The sequence below is a fragment of the Mesorhizobium sp. Ca11 genome (genome assembly GCF_020165275.1).
Taxonomy (GTDB): domain Bacteria; phylum Pseudomonadota; class Alphaproteobacteria; order Rhizobiales; family Rhizobiaceae; genus Mesorhizobium.
The window spans coordinates 1-22,628 of the sequence record NZ_JAIUHU010000015.1 but is presented as its reverse complement, the minus strand read 5'-3'; the positions used below and the strand labels follow the sequence as shown (position 1 = coordinate 22,628).

The 22,628-nt window shown below is 64.5% G+C and carries 22 protein-coding genes and 1 tRNA gene; 11 read left to right on the top strand and 12 right to left on the bottom strand.

Features of this window, described 5'->3' with window-relative positions:
- Positions 1 to 253: 253 nt before the first annotated feature.
- Positions 254 to 1,444, bottom strand: coding sequence for a M24 family metallopeptidase (locus LB538_RS23055; protein WP_224532088.1), 1,191 nt, complete (start codon positions 1,442 to 1,444; stop codon positions 254 to 256).
- Positions 1,445 to 1,777: 333 nt separating this feature from the next.
- Between LB538_RS23055 and LB538_RS23050 the strand changes: the two genes are divergently transcribed.
- The 6 genes from LB538_RS23050 to LB538_RS23025 all read left to right on the top strand — a co-directional run bounded on the left by LB538_RS23050 (position 1,778) and on the right by LB538_RS23025 (position 7,804).
- Complete coding sequence (locus tag LB538_RS23050) at positions 1,778 to 3,388, top strand: ABC transporter substrate-binding protein (protein WP_224532089.1); 1,611 nt, start codon at positions 1,778 to 1,780, stop codon at positions 3,386 to 3,388.
- A gap of 261 nt (positions 3,389 to 3,649) precedes the next feature.
- Positions 3,650 to 4,636: an ABC transporter permease gene (locus LB538_RS23045; RefSeq protein WP_224532090.1), complete on the top strand. Its 987-nt coding sequence runs from the start codon at positions 3,650 to 3,652 to the stop codon at positions 4,634 to 4,636.
- Positions 4,633 to 5,463 carry an ABC transporter permease gene (locus LB538_RS23040; protein ID WP_224532091.1) on the top strand — a complete coding sequence of 277 codons (831 nt, stop codon included), beginning with the start codon at positions 4,633 to 4,635 and terminating at the stop codon, positions 5,461 to 5,463. The genes LB538_RS23045 and LB538_RS23040 overlap by 4 nt, the downstream gene beginning before the upstream one ends.
- The gene (locus tag LB538_RS23035) at positions 5,460 to 6,461 is read left to right on the top strand and encodes an ABC transporter ATP-binding protein (RefSeq protein ID WP_318012436.1); all 1,002 of its coding nucleotides are present in this window, start codon (positions 5,460 to 5,462) and stop codon (positions 6,459 to 6,461) included. The genes LB538_RS23040 and LB538_RS23035 overlap by 4 nt, the downstream gene beginning before the upstream one ends.
- Positions 6,458 to 7,234 (top strand): ABC transporter ATP-binding protein, encoded by a 777-nt coding sequence (locus LB538_RS23030; protein WP_224532092.1) that lies wholly within the window; start codon positions 6,458 to 6,460, stop codon positions 7,232 to 7,234. The genes LB538_RS23035 and LB538_RS23030 overlap by 4 nt, the downstream gene beginning before the upstream one ends.
- A 63-nt stretch (positions 7,235 to 7,297) precedes the next feature.
- Positions 7,298 to 7,804, top strand: a complete 507-nt coding sequence (locus LB538_RS23025; RefSeq protein WP_095769187.1) for an L-2-amino-thiazoline-4-carboxylic acid hydrolase — start codon at positions 7,298 to 7,300, stop codon at positions 7,802 to 7,804.
- A 5-nt stretch (positions 7,805 to 7,809) separates the two neighbouring features.
- Here LB538_RS23025 and LB538_RS23020 read toward each other — a convergent pair whose 3' ends face one another.
- The 4 genes from LB538_RS23020 to LB538_RS23005 form a co-directional block, all read right to left on the bottom strand.
- A complete protein-coding gene (locus LB538_RS23020) occupies positions 7,810 to 8,598 on the bottom strand; it encodes a DeoR/GlpR family DNA-binding transcription regulator (RefSeq protein ID WP_224532093.1) in 789 nt (262 codons plus the stop codon).
- A 153-nt stretch (positions 8,599 to 8,751) separates the two neighbouring features.
- The gene (locus LB538_RS23015) at positions 8,752 to 10,050 is read right to left on the bottom strand and encodes an NAD(P)/FAD-dependent oxidoreductase (protein WP_224532094.1); all 1,299 of its coding nucleotides are present in this window, start codon (positions 10,048 to 10,050) and stop codon (positions 8,752 to 8,754) included.
- A gap of 2 nt (positions 10,051 to 10,052) precedes the next feature.
- Positions 10,053 to 11,423, bottom strand: a complete 1,371-nt coding sequence (locus LB538_RS23010; RefSeq protein WP_224532095.1) for a glutamine synthetase family protein — start codon at positions 11,421 to 11,423, stop codon at positions 10,053 to 10,055.
- 60 nt (positions 11,424 to 11,483) lie between these two features.
- Positions 11,484 to 11,645, bottom strand: coding sequence for a hypothetical protein (locus LB538_RS23005; protein ID WP_176477134.1), 162 nt, complete (start codon positions 11,643 to 11,645; stop codon positions 11,484 to 11,486).
- A gap of 268 nt (positions 11,646 to 11,913) precedes the next feature.
- Here LB538_RS23005 and LB538_RS23000 point away from each other — a divergent pair, with 268 nt between their 5' ends.
- The gene (locus LB538_RS23000) at positions 11,914 to 12,354 is read left to right on the top strand and encodes a GFA family protein (RefSeq protein WP_224532096.1); all 441 of its coding nucleotides are present in this window, start codon (positions 11,914 to 11,916) and stop codon (positions 12,352 to 12,354) included.
- Between the two features lie 19 nt (positions 12,355 to 12,373).
- On the opposite strand, the gene LB538_RS22995 is transcribed toward LB538_RS23000, so the two are convergent.
- The 5 genes from LB538_RS22995 to LB538_RS22975 form a co-directional block, all read right to left on the bottom strand.
- Positions 12,374 to 13,135, bottom strand: coding sequence for an SDR family NAD(P)-dependent oxidoreductase (locus LB538_RS22995; protein ID WP_224532097.1), 762 nt, complete (start codon positions 13,133 to 13,135; stop codon positions 12,374 to 12,376).
- An 11-nt stretch (positions 13,136 to 13,146) separates the two neighbouring features.
- Positions 13,147 to 13,959, bottom strand: a complete 813-nt coding sequence (locus LB538_RS22990; protein ID WP_224532098.1) for an ABC transporter permease — start codon at positions 13,957 to 13,959, stop codon at positions 13,147 to 13,149.
- Positions 13,959 to 14,822 carry an ABC transporter permease gene (locus LB538_RS22985; RefSeq protein WP_095769183.1) on the bottom strand — a complete coding sequence of 288 codons (864 nt, stop codon included), beginning with the start codon at positions 14,820 to 14,822 and terminating at the stop codon, positions 13,959 to 13,961. Before LB538_RS22985 ends, LB538_RS22990 begins: the two co-directional genes overlap by 1 nt.
- 77 nt (positions 14,823 to 14,899) lie before the next feature.
- On the bottom strand, positions 14,900 to 16,063 hold the full coding sequence (locus LB538_RS22980; RefSeq protein WP_224532099.1) for a PotD/PotF family extracellular solute-binding protein: 1,164 nt from the start codon (positions 16,061 to 16,063) through the stop codon (positions 14,900 to 14,902).
- Entirely contained in the window at positions 16,044 to 17,180 is a 1,137-nt protein-coding gene (locus tag LB538_RS22975; RefSeq protein ID WP_224532100.1) for an ABC transporter ATP-binding protein, read from the bottom strand. Before LB538_RS22975 ends, LB538_RS22980 begins: the two co-directional genes overlap by 20 nt.
- 116 nt (positions 17,181 to 17,296) lie before the next feature.
- On the opposite strand from LB538_RS22975, the gene LB538_RS22970 reads away from it, so the two are divergent.
- The 3 genes from LB538_RS22970 (at position 17,297) to LB538_RS22960 (ending at position 20,526) form a co-directional block, all read left to right on the top strand.
- The gene (locus LB538_RS22970) at positions 17,297 to 18,109 is read left to right on the top strand and encodes a helix-turn-helix transcriptional regulator (protein ID WP_224532101.1); all 813 of its coding nucleotides are present in this window, start codon (positions 17,297 to 17,299) and stop codon (positions 18,107 to 18,109) included.
- A gap of 129 nt (positions 18,110 to 18,238) precedes the next feature.
- Entirely contained in the window at positions 18,239 to 18,937 is a 699-nt protein-coding gene (locus tag LB538_RS22965; protein ID WP_224532102.1) for a GntR family transcriptional regulator, read from the top strand.
- Between the two features lie 233 nt (positions 18,938 to 19,170).
- Positions 19,171 to 20,526, top strand: coding sequence for a glutamine synthetase family protein (locus tag LB538_RS22960; protein WP_140635494.1), 1,356 nt, complete (start codon positions 19,171 to 19,173; stop codon positions 20,524 to 20,526).
- Positions 20,527 to 20,545: 19 nt separating this feature from the next.
- Here LB538_RS22960 and LB538_RS22955 read toward each other — a convergent pair whose 3' ends face one another.
- On the bottom strand, positions 20,546 to 21,187 hold the full coding sequence (locus LB538_RS22955; protein ID WP_224532107.1) for a ThuA domain-containing protein: 642 nt from the start codon (positions 21,185 to 21,187) through the stop codon (positions 20,546 to 20,548).
- Positions 21,188 to 21,499: 312 nt separating this feature from the next.
- On the opposite strand from LB538_RS22955, the gene LB538_RS22950 reads away from it, so the two are divergent.
- Positions 21,500 to 22,351 (top strand): NmrA family NAD(P)-binding protein, encoded by an 852-nt coding sequence (locus LB538_RS22950; protein WP_224532103.1) that lies wholly within the window; start codon positions 21,500 to 21,502, stop codon positions 22,349 to 22,351.
- Positions 22,352 to 22,420: 69 nt separating this feature from the next.
- On the opposite strand, the gene LB538_RS22945 is transcribed toward LB538_RS22950, so the two are convergent.
- Positions 22,421 to 22,497 (bottom strand) — tRNA-Met (locus LB538_RS22945).
- Positions 22,498 to 22,628: the final 131 nt, after the last annotated feature.

Below are 22,628 nucleotides of genomic sequence, written 5' to 3'. Positions count from 1 at the left end.
CTCTCCCCCGATCGACGGGGGAGAGGAAAGGCGCCAAGCTTTTTGCCGTCAGCGCTCGTCCAGCAAGGCTCCTTTCCTTTCCCTCCGGAGGGGGGAAAGGTGGCGCTGCGAAGCAGCGACGGATTGGGGGAACCACCTGGCAATCAAGCCTCAGGTCGATCACTCACGCCAGTTACGGAAGATATGTGCATAGCGTAGCGCAACCGGGGAGAAGGTGCCCGAAGGGCGGATGAGGGCAGCGCCGACCTTCTCCTTAAGAAATCCCGCCCCTGTTCCACCCACGCCCGCGGTCGCCGAACATCACATAGCCGGCGTCAGTGACGGCCACCGTGTCCTCCAGCTTGATGAAGCCGCGTGTCGGGTGAAGCATGGTCGTCTCGACCGACAGCACCATGTTCTTTTCCAGCGGCTTGGCTGCATAGGTACCCTCATAGGCGACCGGGTGATTGGTCATCAGGAACGGCGCCTCATGCGTGATCAGCCCCATGCCGTGCGCGAAGAAATCCGTATAGGCCGCGACCTTGGATGCCTTCAGAACGCTCTCGGCATGCGCGATCATGTCGCCGCCCAGTATGCCGGCCTTGACCTTGGAAAAGGCCGCCTGCTGCACGGCTTCAACTTCAGCCAGAAGATCCTCCAATTCCGCATCCGGCTCGCCAAGCACGCCCATGCGGCAGAGGTCGCCGATATAGCCGTGGTAGTTGCCGCCGGAATCGATCGACATCACTTCGCCCTTCTTCCACGCCTGGCTGGACGCGGCGCGGTTGTGGCTGGAACCCAGCGTCAGCAGGCAATATTCGAAATGCGCGCCCCGATTGGTCTCCTCGCGCCTGAGCTGCTCGATGATGTCGGTCTTGCTCGTGCCCTCGCGCGCCCAGCCAATCGTCGCCAGCATGGAATCGGTGATTAGCTCGGAAGCGATGCGCAGTTGTTCGAGTTCCGCTTCGGTCTTGATGGCGCGCATACGCTCCAGCATGTCGGTCGCGTCGATCAGCTTTGCATCCGGCAGCGCCTTGCGGATCAGCGTGTAGGCATCCGACGGCAGGAAGGCCGGCTCGATGCCGATGCGGGCGGCTTGCTTGCCGATCTGTTTGAGATGCTCCACCGCCAGATTGGCGGCATCGAGCGTGCCCCAGCAGGCGGCATGCAAGGTCGGCGTCCAGAACGGATGATTCTGATGTTCGCCGCCTTCCATCTTGTTGCCGATATAGACCGCATGTTCCGGCTCGCCCTTCTCGTAAAGGACGATCGGCAAATAGCGGCTGTGACCGATCGCATCCATCGCCGCGAAGAAGATGAACTTGTAGCCGCCGAGCAGATATTGCGTGTTGTGCTTGGAGGTGGCGAAGAGCACGTCGATGCCGGCGTCTTCCATCAGCCGATCCACCCGCGCCTGATCGAACGGGACATTGCTGACCTCGGTTTTGCCCGGAGCGATGTTCATCTTCCTCTCCTTGTTTTCATCGGCCGCAGGAGCGCCGAAAGTCATGATGTATGGCTGTTGGCCAAATCTGCATCTTTTTGGCCACTCTGGTCCAGCCAGAATTGATCACTTTCCCGCCAAAGCCGGTTTCCGTCCAAATCCCGATCACGCTTGTCTGTAATCTGGTCCTACCAGATAAGAGCATGAGAGCCTCTTTTGGCTGGCTGGTCCAGCGGACGGAAATTTCAAAGCCAAGCCATGATGCGCCAAATCCGTCTCTGGCGAAACCTTTGCCAAGGGCCATAATCACCGGATTGCCGCGCCTGCCACGGCGCGAAGAGGGGAGTTTGAGCGATGTCCGAATTGACGATTTCACGCCGCGGCCTATTGGCCGGCTCGGCGCTGCTGCTGGCCTCAACCGCGCTTCCGACCATCGGCCTTGCGCAGACGCCCAAGAAGGGCGGCCGGCTGATCGTCGCCGCGGATTCCGAGCCGCGCAACCTCAACCCGGCGATCGTCGCCTCCAATGGCGTCTTCTTCATCTCCAGCAAGATCGTCGAGACGCTGGCCGAAGCCGCCTTCGACGGCAAGGACGGGCTGCAGTCGCGGCTGGCGCTTTCCTGGGAAGGCGCTGCCGACGGCCTGTCGGTGACCTTCAAATTGCGCGACGGCGTCAAATGGCATGACGGCAAGCCCTTCACTTCCGCCGACGTCGCCTTCTCGGCGCTGCAGATCTGGAAGCCGCTGCAAAATCTCGGCCGCACCGTGTTCAAGGACTTGGAGGCCGTCGACACGCCGGACGATCTCACCGCGATCTTCAAATTCGCCAAGCCGACGCCGTTCCAGCTGATCCGCAATGCGCTGCCGGCGCTGTCGAGCGTCGTGCCGAAGCACCTCTATGAGGTGGGCAAGATCGAGGAAAACCCGGCCAACAACGCGCCGGTCGGCACCGGTCCGTTCAAATTCGCCGAATACAAGGCCGGGCAATATTACCGGCTGACCCGGAACGACGCCTATTGGGGCAAGGACGAGCCCTATCTCGACGAGATCGTCTACCAGGTGCTCCCCGATCGCACGTCCGCCGCAGCGGCGCTCGAGGCGGAAGAGATCCAGCTCGCCGCCTTCTCCGCCGTGCCGCTCGCCGACCTCGACCGCATTTCCAAGGTGCCAGGCCTGAAGGTCATCACCAAGGGCTATGAGGGGCTGACCTACCAGCTCGTCGTCGAGATCAACCACCGCCGCAAGGAGCTGGCCGACCTCAAGGTGCGGCAGGCGATCGCGCATGCCATCGACAAGGATTTCGTCGTCAAGACGATCTTCCTCGGCTACGCCGCGACCGCCACCGGCCCGGTGCCGAAGAACGATCCGCAATTCTACACCGCCGACGTGCCGACCTATCCTTTCGATGTCGCCAAGGCCAATGCGCTGCTCGACCAAGCCGGCTACAAGCGCGCCGACGACGGCAAGCGCTTCGCGCTGAAGCTGCTGCCGGCGCCTTACTTCAACGAGACGAAGCAGTTCGGCGATTATCTGCGCCAGGCACTCGCAGCGATCGGCATCGACGCCGAGATCGTCAACAACGACTCCGCCGCGCACATCAAGGCCGTCTACACCGACCACGCCTTCGACCTCGCCGTCGGCCCGCCGGTGTTCCGCGGCGACCCGGCGATCTCGACCACAATCCTGGTGCAGAGCGGCATTCCCGACGGCGTGCCCTTCTCCAACCAGGGCGGCTACAAGAACGCCGAGCTCGACGCGCTGATCGCGAAAGCATCGGAGACGCTGGATACAGCGGCCCGCACCGAGCTCTACAAGGAGTTCCAGAAGAAGGTGGCGGCCGACCTGCCGCTGATCAACGTCGCCGAATGGAGCTTCATCTCCGTCGCCCGCGAGACGGTCGGCAACATCGCCAACAACCCGCGCTGGGCAGTATCGAACTGGGCGGACACCTATTTGGCGGGTTGATCCCGCACTTGCGGATCGACGGTCGGGGTGCTCAGCTTCGAGAATGAGAGTTCCTTCGCGCCCCCCTCTGTCCTGCCGGACATCTCCCCCTCTTGGGGGGAGATTGGCAGTTCTTGCGCCTCGCTCATTCCTGCGGCGTCGGAAATTGGCGAAAGTCGATGTGACGGCTGATCTCCCCCCTAGAGGGGGAGATGTCCGGCAGGACAGAGGGGGGCGCCGTAGAGCGCGGCCGCCAAGGGTTGCGAGCAGCGTCTTTTCACCATGACCCGCGCCCTCCGCCTCCTGCGCCGCCGCGTCGTCGGCAGCGTCTTCGTGCTCCTCATCGTCGTCGTCGGCAGCTTCCTGCTGCTCGAAGCCGCCCCCGGCGACGCGGTCGACGCCTACATCGTCTCGACCGGCGGCGATGCCGGCATGATCGAATTGCTGCGCCACCGCTGGGGCCTCGACCAGTCGGAACTCACCCGCCTCGCCAACTATCTCTGGGCGCTTCTGCATCTCGACCTTGGCCAGTCCGTCACCTTCTCGCGGCCGATCCGCGACGTCATCCTCGAGCGCCTGCCGACCACGCTGATCCTGATGGGCAGCGCCACCGCGATCTCCTTCGGCCTCGGCTCGGCGCTCGGCATCTATGCCGGCGCCAGACCCGGCAGCGTCCGCGACCGCTTCCTCTCCATCGGCTCGCTGGCGCTTTATGCCGTGCCCGGCTTCTGGCTCGGCCTAGTGCTCATCGTCATCTTCGCCGTCGACCTGCGCTGGCTGCCGATCGGCGGCATCGAGACCATCGCCTCCGGGAAAACCGGAGTGGCGCGCGTCGCCGACATCGCCATCCATCTCGTGCTGCCGGTCTCGGCGCTCGGCTTCATCTATCTGGCGCTTTATTTGCGCATGATGCGTGCCGGCATGGCCGAGGCCTGGCGGCAAGACTTTATCCTCGCCGCCCGCGCCAGGGGCCTGCCGCGCCGCCGCATCGTGCTTGCCCATGTTGCCCGCAATGCGCTCCTGCCGCTGGTCACCATGCTTGGCCTGCAATCGGCGCAGATACTGGGCGGCAGCGTCGTCATCGAAAGCGTTTTCGCCGTGCCTGGCCTCGGCCGCCTGGCGCAGGAAGCCGTCGCCGGGCGCGACACGCCGCTGCTGCTCGGCATCATCCTGGTTAGCGCCGTCCTGGTCGTCGTCATCAACCTTCTCGTCGATCTCGCCTACGCTGTCCTCGATCCGCGCGTCGGCGCCGGCGAGGCAAGCGCATGAACCGCCTGCATCGTTTCTTCCGCACGCCGGAAGCAATCGCCGGCGCGCTTATCCTCGCCCTGCTGGCCGCGATCGCGTTGGCGGCGCCGGTGCTGTTTCCCGGCGACCCGCAAGCCATCGCCGGACCGGCGCTGCTGCCGCCGTTCCAGGACTGGTCGCTGCCGCTCGGCACCGACCGGCTCGGCCGCGACGTGCTGACCGAGCTGTTCCATGGCGCCCGCACGTCGCTGGCGGTAGGGCTGGCGGCGGCCGCCGCGGCGCTCCTCATCGGCGCGGTGGTCGGCACTTTGGCCGGCTTCGCCGGCGGCCTGATCGACGAAATGCTCATGCGCGTCACCGATGCCTTCCAGACCGTACCGAGCTTCCTGCTCGCGCTCGCCTTCGTCAGCATCGTCGGACCTTCGCTTGGTGTGGTCGTCGCGGCGATCGCGCTCGGTGCCTGGACTGGACCCGCGCGCGTCGCTCGCGCGGAAGTGCTGTCGATCCGCGAGCGCGATTATGTCGCCGGCGCGCGTGTCATCGGCATGCATCCGTTGGAAATCGCGTTCCGAGAAGTGCTGCCCAACGCCTTGCCGCCTGTGCTGGCGCTATCCTCGGTGATCGTGGCGGCGGCGATCCTCACCGAGGCCGCGCTGTCCTTCCTTGGCCTTGGCGATCCCAACCGTGTCACCTGGGGCGGCATGATCGCCGAGGGGCGTACGGTGCTGCGCACCGCACCTTTCCTGTCGGTCGTTCCCGGTATCGCGCTGGTGCTGACCGTGCTTGGCGTCTACCTCGCCGGCGAAGGCGTTGTGGAGAGCACCGCTGTGCGCAGGAGCCTGTCGTGACCACGCTGCTTTCTATCCGCGATCTGACGGTGCGGTACCGGCATGACGGCGTCGAGGTGCCGGCGCTGAAAGGCATCAGCCTGGATGTGAAGGCCGGAGAGCGCCTGGCGATCATCGGCGAAAGCGGCTCGGGCAAGAGCACGTTGGCGCTGGCGGTTGCGGGGTTGTTGGCGAGGGGTGCCGTTGTGGGTGGAACGATCGAATGGTCAGCAAACCAACTTCAATCGTCTCATTCCGTCACACCCCCCTCTGGCCTGCCGGCCATCTCCCCCGCAAGGGGGGAGATTGGCGGTTCCGCTGTCGGCTCTCTTCCTGCAACGCTGGCGATTGGCGAAAGTGGAGATGACGGCCTGATCTCCCCCCTTGCGGGGGAGATGTCCGGCAGGACAGAGGGGGGTGCGAAGGATCGCCAGCCTCTGCAATTTCGACCCCTCCTCGGCCGTGACATCGGCTTCGTCTTCCAGGACCCCTCCTCAAGCCTCGACCCCGTGATGCCCGTCGGCAAGCAGATCGCCGAAGTCGTCCGCACGCATCTCAAGCTCAGCTGGCGAGACTCATATACGAAAGCCAAAACCCTCCTCGAACGCATCCGCCTCCCTCACCCGGACTCGGCCTTCCACACCTACCCGCACCAGCTGTCCGGCGGCCAGAAGCAGCGCGTGGCCATCGCTGCGGCAATCGCTGCTGGACCCAAACTCTTGATCGCCGACGAGGCGACCAGCGCGCTCGACACCATCGTCCAGGCCGAGATCGTCGCGCTGATCCGCCGGCTGGTGGCCGAGGACGGCATGACGCTGCTTTTCATCAGCCACGATATCGCGCTCGCCGCCACGCTTGCCGATCGCATCGCAGTGCTGCGCCACGGCGAATTGGTCGAACTCGGCGAGACCGATCAGATCCTCAACACGCCGCGCCATGCCTATACGCGCGCCCTGCTCGATGCGCATCTCGGCCTCGACGCCGAGCCGCTGCTTGACCGGCAAGGCGCCTCGGCATGACCGTGCTGGCCGTCTCCAGTCTCGCCAAGCGCTACCGCCGTGGCGGTAAGCCTTTCGCGGCGGTCGACGACGTGTCATTCGAGATCGGCCGTGCAGAAACGCTGGCGCTCGCCGGCCCGTCCGGCAGCGGCAAGTCGACGATCGCGAGGCTGGTTTTGCGGCTGATCGAGCCCGATGCCGGCCGCGTCGACTTCGAAGGCGCGGACTTCCTCGCGCTATCCGGCGCCGCTTTGCGCGCGCGCCGCGCTCGCATCCAGATGGTGTTCCAGGATCCGCTCGCAGCCTTCAATCCACGCGCCACCGTGGCGCGCGTGCTTGACGATCCGTTGCGCATCCATGGCATTGCCCCACGTGCGGAGCGCCCCCGCCATATCGCGGCACTGCTGGAGCGCGTCGGCCTCGATGCCGGCCTCGCGGCTCGTGCCATCCATGAGATTTCCGGCGGCCAGCGCCAGCGCGTGGCGATCGCCCGCGCCATCGCGACGCGGCCGTCGCTGATCGTGCTCGACGAGGCCGTGTCGGCGCTCGATGTTTCGGTGCGTGGCCAGATCGTGGAATTGCTGCTCGACCTGCAAAGGCAGGAACGGATCGCGTATTTGTTCATTTCGCATGATCTCGGCGTCATCCGCGCCGTGGCACATCGAGTCGTCATCCTCGACGCCGGCCGGATCGCCGAGAGCGGCGATGCCCGCGCCGTCATCGCCGACCCGCGATCGGCGATTGGCAAGGCGCTGGTCGAGGCGACGCCAAGATTGACCAGGAACCGACCATGATCCTCCAAAGTGGGAACCGGTTTGCGGACAGATCATGGCCAAACGACAAAATCAGGACACAGCATGACCGATCCCGAAGCAGCCAGAGCCGAAATACTGTCGCGCGAGCTCGACTCCGCCTTCCGCAACCGGGCCGACCTCTATCGTCTCTTCCTCGACGAGCTGACCGCCGAGCTTGGCGCCGAGAAAGCCGAGGCGTTAATGATCCGCACCATCGAGAAGCGCGGCCGGGAAGTCGCGGCTGCGGCGTTCGCCGCTTTCGGCCCCAATGATGCGCCGGCGATCGGCGACGCCTTTCTGGCGGTCAGTCCGGATGGCGGGCGCATGTATCCGACCGATGTCGAGCGCGGGCCTGGCCACATCGCCTTCAAGGTGAAGCGCTGCCCGCTGAAGGATGCCTGGATCGAGGCCGGCGTCGGCGAGGAGAAACTCGCCACGCTCTGCCGCATCGCCGGCGCCTTCGACCGCGGTCTGTTCGAGGCAACCGGCGTGCGCTTCTCCAATGTCACCTGGACGCCGGGTCATGGCTCCGGCTGCTGCCATATCGCGCTGACAAACCGCGACGCTTAACCTATTCAGCTCTCGGCAAACACGTGCAGCTCGCCGCCTGCCTCGTCGATCGCCGCGCGCATCTCGGCTGCCGGCTCGCTGTCGGTGACGACATCGGAAATCTCGCTCAGCGCGCAGACGCGTTCGAGGCCGCTGCGGCCGAACTTGTCGTTGGTCACGACCAGCATGGTCGACAGCGACCGTGCCATCATCGCGCGCTTCACCGCCGCAGCGCCCGAGATCATGTCGCTCGGCCCTTCGGCATTCAGCGCCGAGGCGCCGATGATGGCGACGTCGGCATTGTAGCGGCGCACGAATTCCACTGTGTCCTCGCCAAGTACGGCCGCCTCGCGGCTGTCATAGGTGCCGGGGCAAAGGATGACGCGGAAGCCCGGATTGGCGCCGGCCACCGAGGCGACGCCGACGGAGTTGGTGATGATCGTCAGGTCCCGGCCGTGTTGCGAAAGGCTGCGCGCGACTTCATAGGTGGTCGATCCGCCGTCGATCATCACGATACTGCCTTTCTCGATCAGTCCGGCCGCACCTCGTCCGACACGGGCCCGCTCCTCGACCATTGTGAGGCCGCGTTCAGCAATCACCGGTTCCGACGTCACCAGTGAAATGGTGGCGCCGCCATACGTACGGTTGATGAGCCCTGCATCGCCAAGCTCGATCAGGTCGCGGCGGATGGTCTCCCCGGCGACGCCGATGCGGCGCGCAAGCTTCGAGATGCGGATCGAGGCCGAGCGCCGCACCTCCGACAGGATCAACTCGTGGCGCTCCTTCTTGGTCAGCCGGCCCGGCTCCATATTCATAGCTCTGCCCCTTGCTGCGACCTGTGAGCTGCCTTCGATTAAGTAGCGAGCGCCGGGGACTCGTCCCCGGCGCCAAGACATTAGCCACGCCGGGTACAGGAAGCCAGCCTAGGATCTGCTGCAGGCCGGCCTCACCTGAATATCGATAGATCCTTAATGCCTTAAGCGATCGCGCATGGCATACCACAGCATGCCGAGCACATAGAGCGGGCCGCGCAACGCCGTGCCGCCGGGGAATGGCAGCGGCGTCAGTATCGAGAACAGGTCAAGCCGCGAGGCATCGCCCGTGATCGCTTCCGCGAGCAGCTTGCCAGACAGCGTCGACAGTATGACGCCCTTGCCGGAATAGCCGTGCGCGAAATAGACCTCGCCATAATGCCCGACATGCGGCAGGCGCGACGTGGTGATGGACACCAAGCCGCCCCAGGCATGGTCGATGCGGCAGCCCTTGAGCTGCGGAAAGGTCTTTTCCATATGCGGCCGCACGAAGCCGGCGATGTCGGCCGGCGGCGACGGCGTGTAACGCTCGCCGCCGCCGAACAGCAGGCGGCCGTCCGCCGACATGCGGTAGTAGTTGACCACGAACAGCGTGTCCGAGGCAGCGACATTCGCCGGGATGACGTTGCGCTCGCCTAAAGGCTCGGTGGCGATGATATAGTTGCCGACCGGCATGATGCGGCTGTTGACGCGCGGCTCCAGTCCCTTGAGCAGCGCATCGCCGGCCAGCACCACATGCCGGGCGCGGACCGAGCCCTTGTCGGTGAACACCCGGATCGACGGCTCCCGATCCAGCCGGACGGCCACCGAGTTCTCATGGATGACAACGCCCGCGCCGGCTGCCCCGCGCGCAAGCCCCAGCGTGTAGTTGAGCGGATGCATGTGGCCGCCGAGCCGCTCGAACACCGCGCCCTGATAGGGTGTGTCGACCATCTGCCGCGCCTCAGCCGCCGACAGGATCTCGACATCGGTGAAATTCATCACCTCAGCGAGGCATTCGGCCTCTTCTTCGAAGTCGCGCACATCCGAAGCGCTGACCGCGCCGACCAGATGGCCGGTCTGGCGCAAGTCGCATTCGATGTGGTGACGCTCGATGATATCGAGCACCAGCCCGCGCGCCTCGAAGGCCAGATCGAACAGCGCCTTTGCCCGTTCCGGCCCAAAGCTTTTGACCAGGCCCCTGGCGCCCTTGCGCAGGCCGGGGATCATCTGGCCGCCATTGCGCCCCGAAGCGCCCCAGCCGATCTTGCCGCCTTCGAGCAGCACCACTTTAAGACCACGCTCGGCCGCATGCAGCGCCGCCGACAGACCCGTGCAGCCGCCGCCAACCACCACCAGATCGGCCTCGACATCGCCGGCAAGCGCCGGATGCTCGGGCGCCGGATTGGCGGTGGCGACATAGTAGGACTTGTCGATGTCGAGACCGGAATTGAAATCTGTTGAACGCGAAGCCATTGTCACACCTTGAGCAGCAGATGGTCGCGTTCCCAGGACGTCACGACGCTCTGGAACAGGTCGAGCTCGACGCTCTTCACGCGCAGATAGGTCTGGCAGAAATCCTCGCCGAGCAGCGCCCGCACGGGCTCGCAGGCGGCGAAACGATCCAGCGCTTCCTCCATCGTCTTTGGGAGTGTGCTCTTGCTCTTATAGGCGTTGCCGAAGGCCTCCTCCGAACGCGCAAGCTTCTCCTCGATGCCGAGATAGCCGGCGATCAGCGAGCCGGCCATGGCGAGATAGGGGTTGGCGTCCGCTCCCGGCAGCCGGTTCTCGATGCGGCGCGCGGCGCGGCCGCCCAGCGGCACGCGCAGGCCGCAGGAGCGGTTGTCGTGCGACCATTCGATATTGGCCGGCGCGCTGTGGCCGGGCCGGATGCGCCGGTAGGAATTCGCATGCGGCGCGAACAGCGGCATGATTTCAGGGATATATTTCTGCAGGCCGCCGATGAAGTGCGCGAACATCTCGCTGTCCTCGCCGTCTCCGCCGGCAAACAAAGGCTCGCCCTTCCTGTCGACGATCGACATGTGCAGATGCATTGCGCTGCCCGCCTGCGCGGCGATCGGTTTGGCCATGAAGGTGGCGTGCATGCCGTTGGCCTGCGCGATCTGCCGCGCCAGGCGCTTAAATAACAGCACCTGGTCGGCAAGCGTCAGCGGATCGCCATGCAGCAGATTGATCTCGAGCTGCGCCGTGCCGGATTCGTGGATCAGCGTCTCCACCGGCAAGCCGGTGATGGCGGCATGCTCATAGAGCTGCCGCGTCACCGCTTCGAATTCCTCCATCGCCTGCATGTCGTAAGGATGCTGCACGCTTTCCGGCCGGCCGTTGCGCCCAACCGGTGCGGTCAAAGGCTGATCGGGGTTGGGGTTGAGCGCCGTCAGATAAAACTCGAGCTCCGGCGCCATCACCGCACGCCAGCCGCGCTGCTCATAAAGGTCAAGCACGGCTTTCAGCACATGGCGCGGTGAGGCCATCCACGGCCGGTCGTCCATGTGGAACGTGTCGGCGAAAACGTAGGCTTTGCCGGCGCTGCCGGGCGCAAGGCACAGGCTCGAAACGTCCGGCACCATGCGCATGTCCGGATCCTGGTAGGCGAAGCCTTCGTCGATGGAGCCGGAATAGCGGCCGTCGATGGCGACCAGGAAGGCGCTGCTCGGCAGATAGAGCGCGCGGTCCTCGAGCGACTTCAGAAATTTGGCGACCGGCAAGGTCTTGCCGCGCAGCACGCCGTTGACGTCCGGCACGAAGCACTCGACTTCGTTGATCGCATGCGTTTTCAGCCAGCTTTGCGTGTCCGCGCCGGGAAATGAGGTGTTCAGATTGTCAGGCATTGGTCATGTCCATACGAAGGAGAGATCGCTTCGGCGGGCATGTCCGTTCCAGTAGGGGCGTTATCTAAGCTGCGTTATCCGAGGACGGGCGCCCGCCTGTTGACCGGCCGAAGGCCGGGTCAGCGCGCCCTGCACCCCTTCGGTCCAGCCGTCGCGAACGACATGCGAGCCGACCTTGGTCTCCTCCGCGCGCTGCAGGTTCTCGTGGCGGCAGCAGCGCATGATCAGCGGCGCTCCGCCAAAGCGCACACCATTGCGGCTGCAACTGGAAACGGCCGGGTGGGGGAAAGCCTTTCTACCGCTCGCATGACAAGCCTTGTCGAGAACCTGGCATGGTTTGGCCGATCGTTGCCCGCAGCGCAAGCCTGCGCATGAAACCGCTGCCCGGTGTTGGCCCAAACAGGCGGAGGGAACCGGTTACCTGCTTGTGCTGTTCCCATATGCGCCGCATGCCGACAGAACGATTTCCGAAGCAACCAGGAGCGATCAGATGGACAGCAGGAGCGATACGGGCGCATGTTTTTGCGGAGCGATTGCCGCCGAGATGCAGGGCGATCCGTTCTGGATCTGCTTCGATCATGACGATGACTGTCGCCGCGCGATTGGCAGCCCGCTGACCATCTGGGTCGGTTACCGGCCGGACCAGTTCCGCTTCACGCGCGGGCAACCCCGGAGCTTCTCGAGGACGAAAGGTGTCGTTCGCACCTTCTGCGACAAATGCGGCACCTCGATCACGTATCGCGACGAAGGGCTGAGCGACGAACTCTATGTCACGATCGGCTTCTTCGATCATCCGGAGCGGTTCAAGCCGCACGCCCACGCTTATTGGCGCCTTCGGCTGCCTTGGCTGGAATTCGCCGACGATCTGCCGCGCATCGACACCTACTCGCGGCGCCGCGATCCGGCATTCGGAAATCCCAACGACCGGTAGGCGATTTGCCAGGCGCGCCTCAGCCGATGCTCTCGCCGCCATCGACCACCAGCGCCTGGCCGGTCATGAAGGACGAGCGATCGGAGACGAGGAACAGGATCGCCTCCGCGATCTCCTCCGCGCTCGCCCAGCGGCCCATCGGGATCTTGGTGCGGACGTAGTTTTCTATCGCGTCGCGCCCGCCCATCTGCGCGATGAACGGCGCGTTGAACGGCGTGTCGACCCAGCCCGGGCAGAGCGCATTGATGCGCACATTGTGCTTGGCGTAGTCGAGCGACATCTGCCGGGTCATCGCCACGACGGCATGCTTGGAGGTGGCATAGGCGATCATCTCGCGGTCGTAGAACACGCCGGAATTGGACGCCGTGTTGAGGATGACGCCGCCGCCTTGCGCGATCATCGCCGGCATGACGGTTTTGGCCGCCAGGAATTGCGCCCGCACATTGATGCGCCACGAAGCGTCCATGCCGTCGGTGCCGACTTCGGTGAGCGCGCCGCCGACCTGGATGCCGGCATGGCTGTGCAGGATGTCGATCCGGCCATGCCTGCCGAGCGTTCCCTCGATGAGGCCTTCGACGGCCGTATCGTCGCCGACATCGGTGGTGACCGCCTCGGCCCGGCCGCCAGCCCCGCGGATGTCGGAAGCGGTGGCTTCGCCGGCCGCCGGATCGCGGTCGGCAATGACCACATGCGCCCCTTCCCTGGCCATGATCATCGCGCCGGCGCGGCCGATGCCCGACCCGGCGCCCGTCACCACGGCGATACGGTCTTTCAGGATCATGGATTGGTCTCTCAAGGCGATGGCTTTCGCCGGCCGAGCTGCCATTGCGCCAGCAGCACGAGCAGGACCGACGCGCAGAGTACGATCGTGGCGATGGCATTGATTTCCGGCGTCACGCCGCGCCGGATCGAGGCGAAGACGTAGATCGGCAGCGTCGTCTGCGCGCCGGCGACGAAGAAGGCGATGATGAAGTCGTCGAAGGAGAAGGTGAAGGCGAGCAGGAAGCCCGCGATCACCGCCGGCATGATCTGCGGCAGCACGATCGAGCGGAACGTCGTCAGCGGCGTGGCGTAGAGATCGCTCGAAGCTTCGACCAGATTGCGGTCGAGGCTCGCGAGCCGCGTGCCGACGATCATCGTCACCAGCGCCATCGAGAACAGGCCGTGCGCGGCGATGATCGAGCCATAGCCCAGCGAAAGCCGCGGCGGCTGGTCTGTCGGCCAGAGCGAAGCGAAGAACGGATTGACGACGGCGAAAAGCTGCACCAGCGCCACCAGCGTCGAGATGCCGATGACGACGCCTGGCACGACGATCGCCGCGCCCAGCAGCGCATCGAACAGAGCCCGGGTCCGCGCGCCGACGCGCTGCAGCCCGAGCGCCGCGGCCGTCCCGCAGAGGGCCGCGAGCAAGGCACTGGTGGTGGCGATGAACAGGCTGTTCTTCAGCGCCTCGACCAGGAAGGGATTGGACAGCGCCTTGCCGTACCATTGCACCGAAAAGCCGGTGAACTCGCTGGCGTGGTGGCCGGCGTTGAAGGAGAACAGCACGACCAGCGCGATCGGCAGATAGAGGAAGGCAAAGACGGCAACGACGAAGGCGCGCATCAGATCAGGTCCACCCGGCGTGCGCCCGAGAGCCGGGTCGAGATGCGATTGGCGACGATCAGCACCACCACCGAGACCAGCACCAGCGTGATGGCGATGGCCGATCCGAACGGCCAGTTGCGCGATTGCAGGAAGAGGTCGACCAGCGCGTTGCCTATGAAGAACACCTTACCGCCGCCGAGCAATGTCGGGATCAGATATTCGCCGAGCAATAGGATCATCACCAGCGAGAAGCCGGTCATGACGCCGGGCAGCGACAGTCTCAGCGTCACGCCGAGGAAGGTCGACAGCGGCGTAGCACCGAGATCCGCGGAGGCCTCCAGCAGCCGCCGGTCGAGCCGCTCCAGGCTGACATAGATGGGCAGGATCATCAGCGGCAGGTAGCCGTAGACGATGCCGAGCAGCACCGCGCCCGGCGTGTTGATCAGCCTCAGATCCTCGATGCCGACATAGGCGAGCAAAGCCGGGATGCCGCGCCCGCCAAGGATATACATCCAGGCATAGGTGCGCATCAGAAGGCTGGTCCAGAACGGGATGACGATCAGCGCAAGCAGGATCAGCCGCCAGCGCTGCGGCGCGCGCAGCGCCAGATAATAGGCGACCGGATAGGCGACGAGCAGGCAGGCAAGCGCGCCGGCCGGCGCCAGCACCATCGTGTTCCAGAAGGCCGTCGCCCGTGCCGGCAGGTTGGCGTATTGCGCCAAGGTCAGCGCGGCCTGGTAGCCGCCCTCCGGCGCCCGCTCGCCGACACTGAAGATGGCGATGGCGACGAAGGGCAACACCAGGAATACGACCAGCCACAGCGTCGCCGGGGCGAGCAGCAGCGCCGTCACGAGGTTTTTGCGAAAGAGACTGCGGCGCATCGGGAAAGCCGGTTGGGAGCCGGCGGACTTTCGTCCGCCGGTCGCATTGTCTGGTTCTGGTTTGTTGCCGGTCCCGCTCAAGCCGACTTGAAGCGCGCCATAAGCTCAGCGCGGCCCGGATCGGTCAGCGTCGCGGCGGCGCCGAACTCGAGCGGCTTCAACAGGTCGGCTGCCGGATAGAGGATCGGGTTGTCGAGCACTTCCTTGGGCAGCAGCGCGTTGACGCGCGCGTCGGTCGAGGGCGCGCCATTGGCCAGATGCTCCTTCACCGCCACCTTCGGGTTCATCAGATAGTTGAGCAGCGCATAGCCGGCCGGCTTGTTCGGCGCATCCTTCGGGATGGCGTAGAAGTCGGTCCAGATCTCGCCGCCCTCCTTGCCCAGCACATAGGCGATCTCGGGAATATCGCGATGGAGCTGTGCCCCGTCATTGGTCCAGCACATCGTCATCCAGGCATCGCCGGCGCGCATTCCCGGCTGGTAGTCGCTCGACACCGCGAACAGATGCGGCTTGACCTTGAGCAGCAGTTCCTCGGCCTTGGCGAGTTCGTCCTGCTTCAGCGAGTTGAACGAATAGCCGTAATATTTCAGCGCATTGCCGATCGTGGTGAGCTGATAGTCATGCACCATGGTACGGCCGTCGCCTTCCGCCATGGCCGTGTCCCAGAACTCCTTCCAACTCGACATCGGCTTGGCGAGCTTCTTGGTGTTGACCGCGAAGCCGGTCGTGCCCCAGTTCTTCGGCACGGCGTAGATCGTGCCGTCGATCGTGCCTTCCGCCGTGAAGCGCGCATCTTCCGACTTGCCATCGAAATTGCCGAGCTTGGCCATGTCGAGCGCCTCGATGATGCCGAGCTTCTTGTAGGTCGAGATGGTGTAGTTGGTGGGCACGAACAGGCTCCAGCCCGAGCCGCCGGCCTGCAGCTTGGCCAGCATCTCCTCGTTCGAGCCGAAGACATTGACCTCGACGGCGACGCCGGTCTCCGCCTTGAAATTCTCGAAGGTCTGCGGGTCGTGGTAGTTCGGCCAGGTGGCGATCGACATGCGGTCGCCGAGGTTCTCGGCGGCGAAGGCGGGTGTCGGCATGATACCGAGCTCACGCGCCATCACGGCGGTGGCGACACCGAGCCCGGTGAGGCCGAGGAAGTCGCGCCGGCTGATCGAGCCGCGCTTCAAACGCATCAACTGGTCGACGAACTTATCGGGGCTTATCGGCAGTCCGTCACGATAGGATTTCGGCATGTTGGTCTTCCCTCTGGTTTGTCCCGTTATTGTTGGCGTGCGGAAACGCCAGCGGCGCTCCGGCGGCAAAGCCGATGGCGACGGGTTCGCCCGGCTTGAACAGATTGCCTTGGCCGATCACGTGATCGGCCTTGGCGAGCAGCGATCCGATGCCCTGGACTTCGATGGCGTATTCGGCTGTCGAGCCCAGGAAGATCCGATTGCGCACGATGCCTTTCAAGGCACCGCCCCCAGGCGCCGAAAGGCTGAGCGATTCCGGCCGCAAGCTGACGGAGACGGCTTCGCCGCGGCTGAGCGGCACCCGCTTGCGCGCCGAAATCACCGTGCCATCGGCGAGCGCGACATCGACGAGGTCACCCGAGAGCCCGGCCACCTTGCCGCTGAGAAGATTGGTCTTGCCGACGAAGTCGGCCACGAACAGGTCGGCCGGCTCGTCATAGATCTCGCTTGGCTGCCCGAGCTGGACCACGCGGCCGCCATTCATGACGCAGACGAAGTCGCTCATCGACAGTGCTTCCTCCTGGTCGTGGGTGACCAGCACGAAGGTGATGCCGATCTCGCGCTGCAGGTTCTGCAGCTCGATCTGCATGTCGGTGCGCAGCTTCTTGTCGAGCGCCGCCAGCGGCTCGTCGAGCAGCAGCACCGCCGGCTTGTTGACCAGCGCGCGGGCGAGCGCCACGCGCTGCTGCTGGCCGCCGGAAAGCTCGTGGATCTTGCGGCGCCCGTAGCCGGCGAGCTGCACCATCGAAAGCGCTTCGCCTGCCCTTAAGGCGATCTCGCGCGACGACAGGCGCGGCCTTGCCTGACGCAACCCGTAGGAGATGTTCTCCTCGACATCGAGATGCGGAAATAGCGCATATTGCTGGAACACCATGTTGACCGGCCGCCGGTAGGGCGGCGTACCGGCCATGTCGCGGCCGCGGATCAGCACCTGGCCCTCGCTCGGCTGCTCGAAGCCGCCGATCATGCGCAGGCAGGTCGTCTTGCCGCAACCGGAAGGCCCGAGCAGCGCGACGAAAGCCGAAGGCGGGATGGCAAGGTCGATACCGCTGACCGCGGTGACGGCGCCGTAGCGCTTGGTGACCGCGCGAAATTCGATATCGGGCACTGCAGTCAAGCCAAGGCTCCAGCGACAGCGTGAGGCAATGCCTTGACGCTAGCAGAGGCAATGCACCTGGTATATACCTCGCAGGTGGTATATTTAGCCGATTTTATCGTTTAGAGGGGTATGGATTGGCTACCTCCCGCAGTGACGACTACAACGCCTTAGCCGCCGTGATCGCCGCGTCGCGCGAGGCCGGCGGCTATCATTTCGGCAGGGCGATCGTCGGCTGGCTCAGCGGACATGTCCGCTTCGATCACTGCGTGATCTTCGGCTATCGGGGTGCCGCGAGGCCGCCGCTCCTGTTCGAAACGTTCTCTCCGGCGGAGAGCCACATCTTCGTCGCGCTCTACCAGGAGGGGCCCTATCTGCTCGACCCGTTCCACCACGCCGCGGTCGAGCGCAAGGAGGGTTTCTGGCGCATGCGAGAGCTCGCGCCGGACCGCTTCTATGCCAGCGAATATTACCGCTCCTATTACAGCCAGACCAAACTTGCCGAGGAGGTCGGCTTCTTCGTGCCGCTAGCCGGCAAGGACGCGCTGGTGCTGTCGCTGATGCGGCTGCGTGCCACCGGCTCGTTCGGAACGGCGGATGCCAGGCTGCTGCGCGACATGGCGCCGGCGGTGATCGGCTTCTGCAGGCAGCGCTGGCCCGCTTTGCCTGCCGAAGAGGTTGTGGCCCGGCCCTCCGGCGAAACCGTCGCGATGACCAACGAGCTCGACCGGGCGCATATCTGGAAGAGCCTGTCCTTGACCTCGCGCGAAAAGCAGGTCGTCGACCTGGTGCTTCAGGGCCATTCCACGGAATCGATTGCCAGGGCGCTGCGCATCGTTCCGGGGACGGTCAAGGTTCACCGCCGCAACATCTACCGCAAGCTCAAGATCAAGTCGCAGGCGGGTCTCTTCGCGCGCTTCGTCGAGATCATCGACGCGCGGATCGGATAGCAACGCCGGCCGCCCTTGCGGCGGTTCGCCTTGAGCGTCTATCGTGCGGCCGAAATGATCGGCCAGCTATCCCGACGGCGGATCAGGTGACGAGACAGATTTCAGGACGAGTGAAGCAGCGCATCGCCAATGGCCGACAAATCGCAATTCGGACTGACCGCTGTCGATACCGTTCCGCTGCATGAAAAAGTCTATCTGGAACTGGTGCGGGCACTGATGTCGGGCCAGCTCCGGCCTGGCCAGAAGCTGACCTCGCGCAAGCTCGCCAAGGAGCTCGGCACCAGCGACATGCCGGTGCGCAGCGCCTTCATGCGGCTGCAGGCGCTGAGAGCGCTGAGCCCGATGCCGAACGGCAGCGTCGAGGTGCCGCTGATTTCCGCCGACCGCTTCCAGCAACTGACCGCCGTGCGCACGGTCCTGGAAGGCACGGCCACCGAGCTCGCGACAAAACTCATCAACGGCAACAATCTGCGCGCGATCCGGCGCCACTGCGCCGAACTTACCGAAGCCGCCCGCAGCGGCGGGATCGAAAACTATCTGCGCAAGAACTACGACTTCAAATTCTCGATCTACCGCCATTGCGGCAACGAGCAGATGATCTTTCTGATCGAGACGGTATGGATGCAGGTCGGCCCTTTCCTGCGCAACCTGCACATCGGCTTCGAGGATGACCTGGCCGGCATTCTCGGCATCGACTATCACGAGGAGGTCGTGGCGGCGATCGAGGCCGGCGACGGCGAGCGGGCGCGGACCGCCATCGTGCGCGACATCGCCGAGGGCGCGGCCCACATCCTTGGCCAGGTCAAGTTTCCAGAACTGCGCCACTGACAGGCAAGCGGGCCTCCGAATCCGGCTTGGCTTTCGCCGATCGGGCCGCTATGTTGCGATCGCAGATCGCATAACGTGGACCTGAAATGCCTCCCGATATCCCGGCTAATGACTTGAAAAAATGAAGGAAAATCGCTCGGCATCAGCCGCGTTGGCCTTCACGAACTCACAAGCCGAAAATTGGATATCGTAGCCGGCAGGGCTACAGCACCCAGAAAAACAGGGGCTGGAAATTGAGCGATGCGATTGCAGACGTTTTGAAGTGGCTGGACAGCAGGAAGGACATCCAGAGCCTGCGGGCGGCGGTGTGCGACCTGAACGGAATCATGCGCGGCAAGCGCATTCCGGTGGAGCAGGCGCGCAAGGCGCTCGAAGGCAAGCTGCGCATGCCCTACTCGGCCATCGGGCTCGACATATGGGGCGAGGACATCGAAGGCAACGCCCAGGTGTTCTCGACCGGCGACGCCGACGGGCTTTGCCATTGGACGGGGCGCGGCATATTGCCGGTCAACTGGACGGCGCATCCGACGGCGCTGTTGCCGGTCTGGCTGGCGGACGACAGCGGCGCGCCCTACCTTGGCGATCCGCGCCGCGCTCTGGCCCGCATCCTCGACCGCTATGCCGCGCTAGGATTGACGCCCGTCACCGCGACCGAGCTCGAATTCTACCTTGTCGACCCGACGTCGCAGCGGCCTGTCGGACCGGTCTCGCCGGTAACCGGGCGGCGCCTCGATTCCGACGCGGCGCTCTCGATCGATGAGGTGGACGACTTCGAAGCCTTTATCCACGACATCTATGAAGCCTGCCGCATGCAGGACATTCCGGTCGACACCGCGATTGCCGAGAACGGCGTCGGACAGTTCGAGATCAACCTCAACCATGTGCCCGACGCCCTGCGCGCAGCGGACGACGCTGTGCTCTTCAAGCGCACCGTCAAGGGCATCGCGCGCAAGCATGGCTTCGCCGCCTGTTTCATGGCCAAGCCCTATGGCGAACGCGCCGGCAACGGTTTCCATGTCCATTTCAGCGTGCTCGACAGGCAAGGCCGCAACATCTTCGACGACGGCTCGGATCAGGGTTCCGACGCCATGCGCCACGCGGTTGGCGGCCTGCTTGCCGCGATGGCCCAGAGCACGCTGGTGTTCGCGCCGCATTTCAATTCCTACCGCCGGCTGCGGCCGCGATCCTATGCGCCGACGGCCGTCGCCTGGGGTTATGAAAACCGCATGGTGGCGATTCGCATTCCAGGCGGCCCCTCGGCCGCACGCCGCATCGAGCACCGCGTCTCCGGCGCCGACGCCAATCCCTATCTGGTGCTGGCGGCGATTCTCGGCGCGGCCTTGATCGGCATCGAGCGCCAGCTCTCGCCCGGTGAGCCGACCGGCGGCGAAGGCCAGGGGCTGACGCTCGCCAAGCTGCCGCCGGATTGGGCCTCGGCGATCGCCGCCTTCGAGGCGGGCCAGCGTGTCGCCGAAATCTTCCCGGACGTGCTGCGCGACGCCTTCGTCGCCTGCAAGCGCCAGGAGCTGAACACTTTCGCGCTCAACGTCAGCGACTTCGAGATCGAGACCTATCTCGAAAGTGTTTAGCCGACCTCCAGCCGGTCGCTCAACGCGCCGCCCACGCCAGCCCTCGGCGCAGGATGGTGCGCATCTGCGGGACCTCGAACTCCGAGGCCACGTGACCGAGCGAGGAATAAAACACGCGCCCCTTGCCGTGCCGGCGCTTCCACACCACCGGCATGACGACGCCGTCGATCCACGGCGCGTGGTCGCCGGAAAAAGTGGTGGTCGCCAGCACCTCGTTGGATGGATCGACATGCATGTAATACTGTTCGGAGCGGTAGGCGAAATCCTCGATGCCTTGCATGATCGGGTCGTCGCGCCGCACCACGTTCACTTGATAATCGATGATGTTGCCGGGATGCGCGACCCATTGGCCGCCGCACATGAACTGGTAGTTCGTTGATTCGCGAAAAGCGTCGCCCATGCCGCCATGATAGCCGCCGAAGCCGACGCCGTTTTCGACCGCCTCGGTCAGGTTCGCCTCTTCGGCCTTGGTGAGCTTGGACATGGTATAGATCGGCACGATCAGGCTGAGATCGGCGATCGCCGGATCGGCAAAAGCTGCCGTCGTGTTTTCGACGCGCACGGCAAAGCCTTCTTCCTCGAGCATCGCCTTGACGGCGCGCGCGCCGGCTTCGGGCTCATGCCCTTCCCAGCCGCCCCATACGATCAGCGCTTGCCGCATCTTTGTCTCCGTCAGTTTGGTTGCGTTCATTCGAGATCGCCAAGGGCGAATACTTGCGGGGATTTCGGACGTTAATGCACGTCAGCAAAAAGCCGGGGCGAGTCTACCCACAAATGGGTTTGCGACGAAACACGAAACCATTCGAACGCGGCGCGCCTTCGCGCCAACTCATCTTATGCGGCCTGTTGAAGCCTTACCCGAAAAATATGCCGGCGGGGAGGTGACATCCCGGTCGCGGGAACCAGATTGGGTCGAGGGCCACTGGTGCCCGGACAGATCCGTGATCGTCACGAAACTCACAGGAACATGATCATGATGATTCTCGCCTTCGGTGCAGCGGGAAATTTTGCGGGCAGCGTCATTCCCGCCCTTGCCGCTCGGGGCGCGCGCGTCCGTGCCTTCGTCCGCAAGCCTGAGCAGGCTGAACTGGTACGCCGTCACGGCGCAACCGAGGTTGCCATCGGCGATCTGCGCGATCGTGCAGCTTTGGATGCGGCGCTCAAGGATGTGGGCGCCGTCTTCTATATCGCCCCAGCCTTCATTCCCGCCGAGGCTGATGTGGGAAAGAAAGTCGTGGAGGCCGCTATCGACGCCGGTGTGCGCCGGTTCGTGTTCTCGGCCGTGATCCATCCGGTGCTTTCGGACCTCGTCAATCATCTCGCCAAAGCGCCGGTCGAGGAGGCGGTTCTCAACTCCGGCCTGGAATATACGTTCCTCCATCCGGCGCGCTACTTCCAGAACTACGCGGCATTCTGGCCCAAAGTCGTGAAAGAGGGCGTGCTTGCGGAGCCCTGGTCGTCCGGGACACGCTTTTCGCTGGTCGACTATCGCGATGTCGCCGAGGTCGCCGCGATAGCCCTGACCGAAGAGCGGCTGCTTTTTGGAACGTTCGAGCTCTGCGCACCTGGGCAACTTAACCGCCTCGATGTCGCTGCGCTGATGAGCGATGTGCTGGGCCATGAAGTTAGGGAGCGCCGCGATCCCGATGTGCTCGGCGATGTTCCTCCCGGCTTGCGGGCGATGTTCGATCACTACGATCGCCACGGCCTGCTCGGCAACCCACTGACGCTACATGCGATCTTGGGCCGGGAGCCGCGGTCGCTGCGTGCTTATTTGGAGGAATTGGCGCAAGGCGATCCTGCCCGATCCGGCGAGCAAGGATGAACAGCCGGCCCCCATGCCACCCCAGCCGAATACAAAAACGGCCCGCGTAGAGCGGGCCGTTTTGTTGTTTGGTTGCGGGGACAGGATTTGAACCTGTGACCTTCAGGTTATGAGCCTGACGAGCTACCGGGCTGCTCCACCCCGCGTCAACCACGAGCAAGCGTTTGCTTGCGAACACGAGCAAGCGTTTGCTTGCGACTACGAGCAAGCGTTTGCTTGCGTCCTTGGAGGTAAGTTTGATCTTACCTGATTCAAGAGCCGCCAAATGAAAGGGCCG

What these genes read in the sequence shown, in the direction of transcription:
- LB538_RS23055 (WP_224532088.1), bottom strand. Translation starts at nt 1,444, where the DNA reads ATGAACATCGCTCCGGGCAAAACCGAGGTCAGCAATGTCCCGTTCGAT.
- LB538_RS23050 (WP_224532089.1), top strand. Translation starts at nt 1,778, where the DNA reads ATGTCCGAATTGACGATTTCACGCCGCGGCCTATTGGCCGGCTCGGCG.
- LB538_RS23045 (WP_224532090.1), top strand. Translation starts at nt 3,650, where the DNA reads ATGACCCGCGCCCTCCGCCTCCTGCGCCGCCGCGTCGTCGGCAGCGTC.
- LB538_RS23040 (WP_224532091.1), top strand. Translation starts at nt 4,633, where the DNA reads ATGAACCGCCTGCATCGTTTCTTCCGCACGCCGGAAGCAATCGCCGGC.
- LB538_RS23030 (WP_224532092.1), top strand. Translation starts at nt 6,458, where the DNA reads ATGACCGTGCTGGCCGTCTCCAGTCTCGCCAAGCGCTACCGCCGTGGC.
- LB538_RS23025 (WP_095769187.1), top strand. Translation starts at nt 7,298, where the DNA reads ATGACCGATCCCGAAGCAGCCAGAGCCGAAATACTGTCGCGCGAGCTC.
- LB538_RS23020 (WP_224532093.1), bottom strand. Translation starts at nt 8,598, where the DNA reads ATGAATATGGAGCCGGGCCGGCTGACCAAGAAGGAGCGCCACGAGTTG.
- LB538_RS23015 (WP_224532094.1), bottom strand. Translation starts at nt 10,050, where the DNA reads ATGGCTTCGCGTTCAACAGATTTCAATTCCGGTCTCGACATCGACAAG.
- LB538_RS23010 (WP_224532095.1), bottom strand. Translation starts at nt 11,423, where the DNA reads ATGCCTGACAATCTGAACACCTCATTTCCCGGCGCGGACACGCAAAGC.
- LB538_RS23005 (WP_176477134.1), bottom strand. Translation starts at nt 11,645, where the DNA reads ATGCGCTGCTGCCGCCACGAGAACCTGCAGCGCGCGGAGGAGACCAAG.
- LB538_RS23000 (WP_224532096.1), top strand. Translation starts at nt 11,914, where the DNA reads ATGGACAGCAGGAGCGATACGGGCGCATGTTTTTGCGGAGCGATTGCC.
- LB538_RS22995 (WP_224532097.1), bottom strand. Translation starts at nt 13,135, where the DNA reads ATGATCCTGAAAGACCGTATCGCCGTGGTGACGGGCGCCGGGTCGGGC.
- LB538_RS22990 (WP_224532098.1), bottom strand. Translation starts at nt 13,959, where the DNA reads ATGCGCGCCTTCGTCGTTGCCGTCTTTGCCTTCCTCTATCTGCCGATC.
- LB538_RS22985 (WP_095769183.1), bottom strand. Translation starts at nt 14,822, where the DNA reads ATGCGCCGCAGTCTCTTTCGCAAAAACCTCGTGACGGCGCTGCTGCTC.
- LB538_RS22980 (WP_224532099.1), bottom strand. Translation starts at nt 16,063, where the DNA reads ATGCCGAAATCCTATCGTGACGGACTGCCGATAAGCCCCGATAAGTTC.
- LB538_RS22965 (WP_224532102.1), top strand. Translation starts at nt 18,239, where the DNA reads ATGGCCGACAAATCGCAATTCGGACTGACCGCTGTCGATACCGTTCCG.
- LB538_RS22955 (WP_224532107.1), bottom strand. Translation starts at nt 21,187, where the DNA reads ATGCGGCAAGCGCTGATCGTATGGGGCGGCTGGGAAGGGCATGAGCCC.
- LB538_RS22950 (WP_224532103.1), top strand. Translation starts at nt 21,500, where the DNA reads ATGATGATTCTCGCCTTCGGTGCAGCGGGAAATTTTGCGGGCAGCGTC.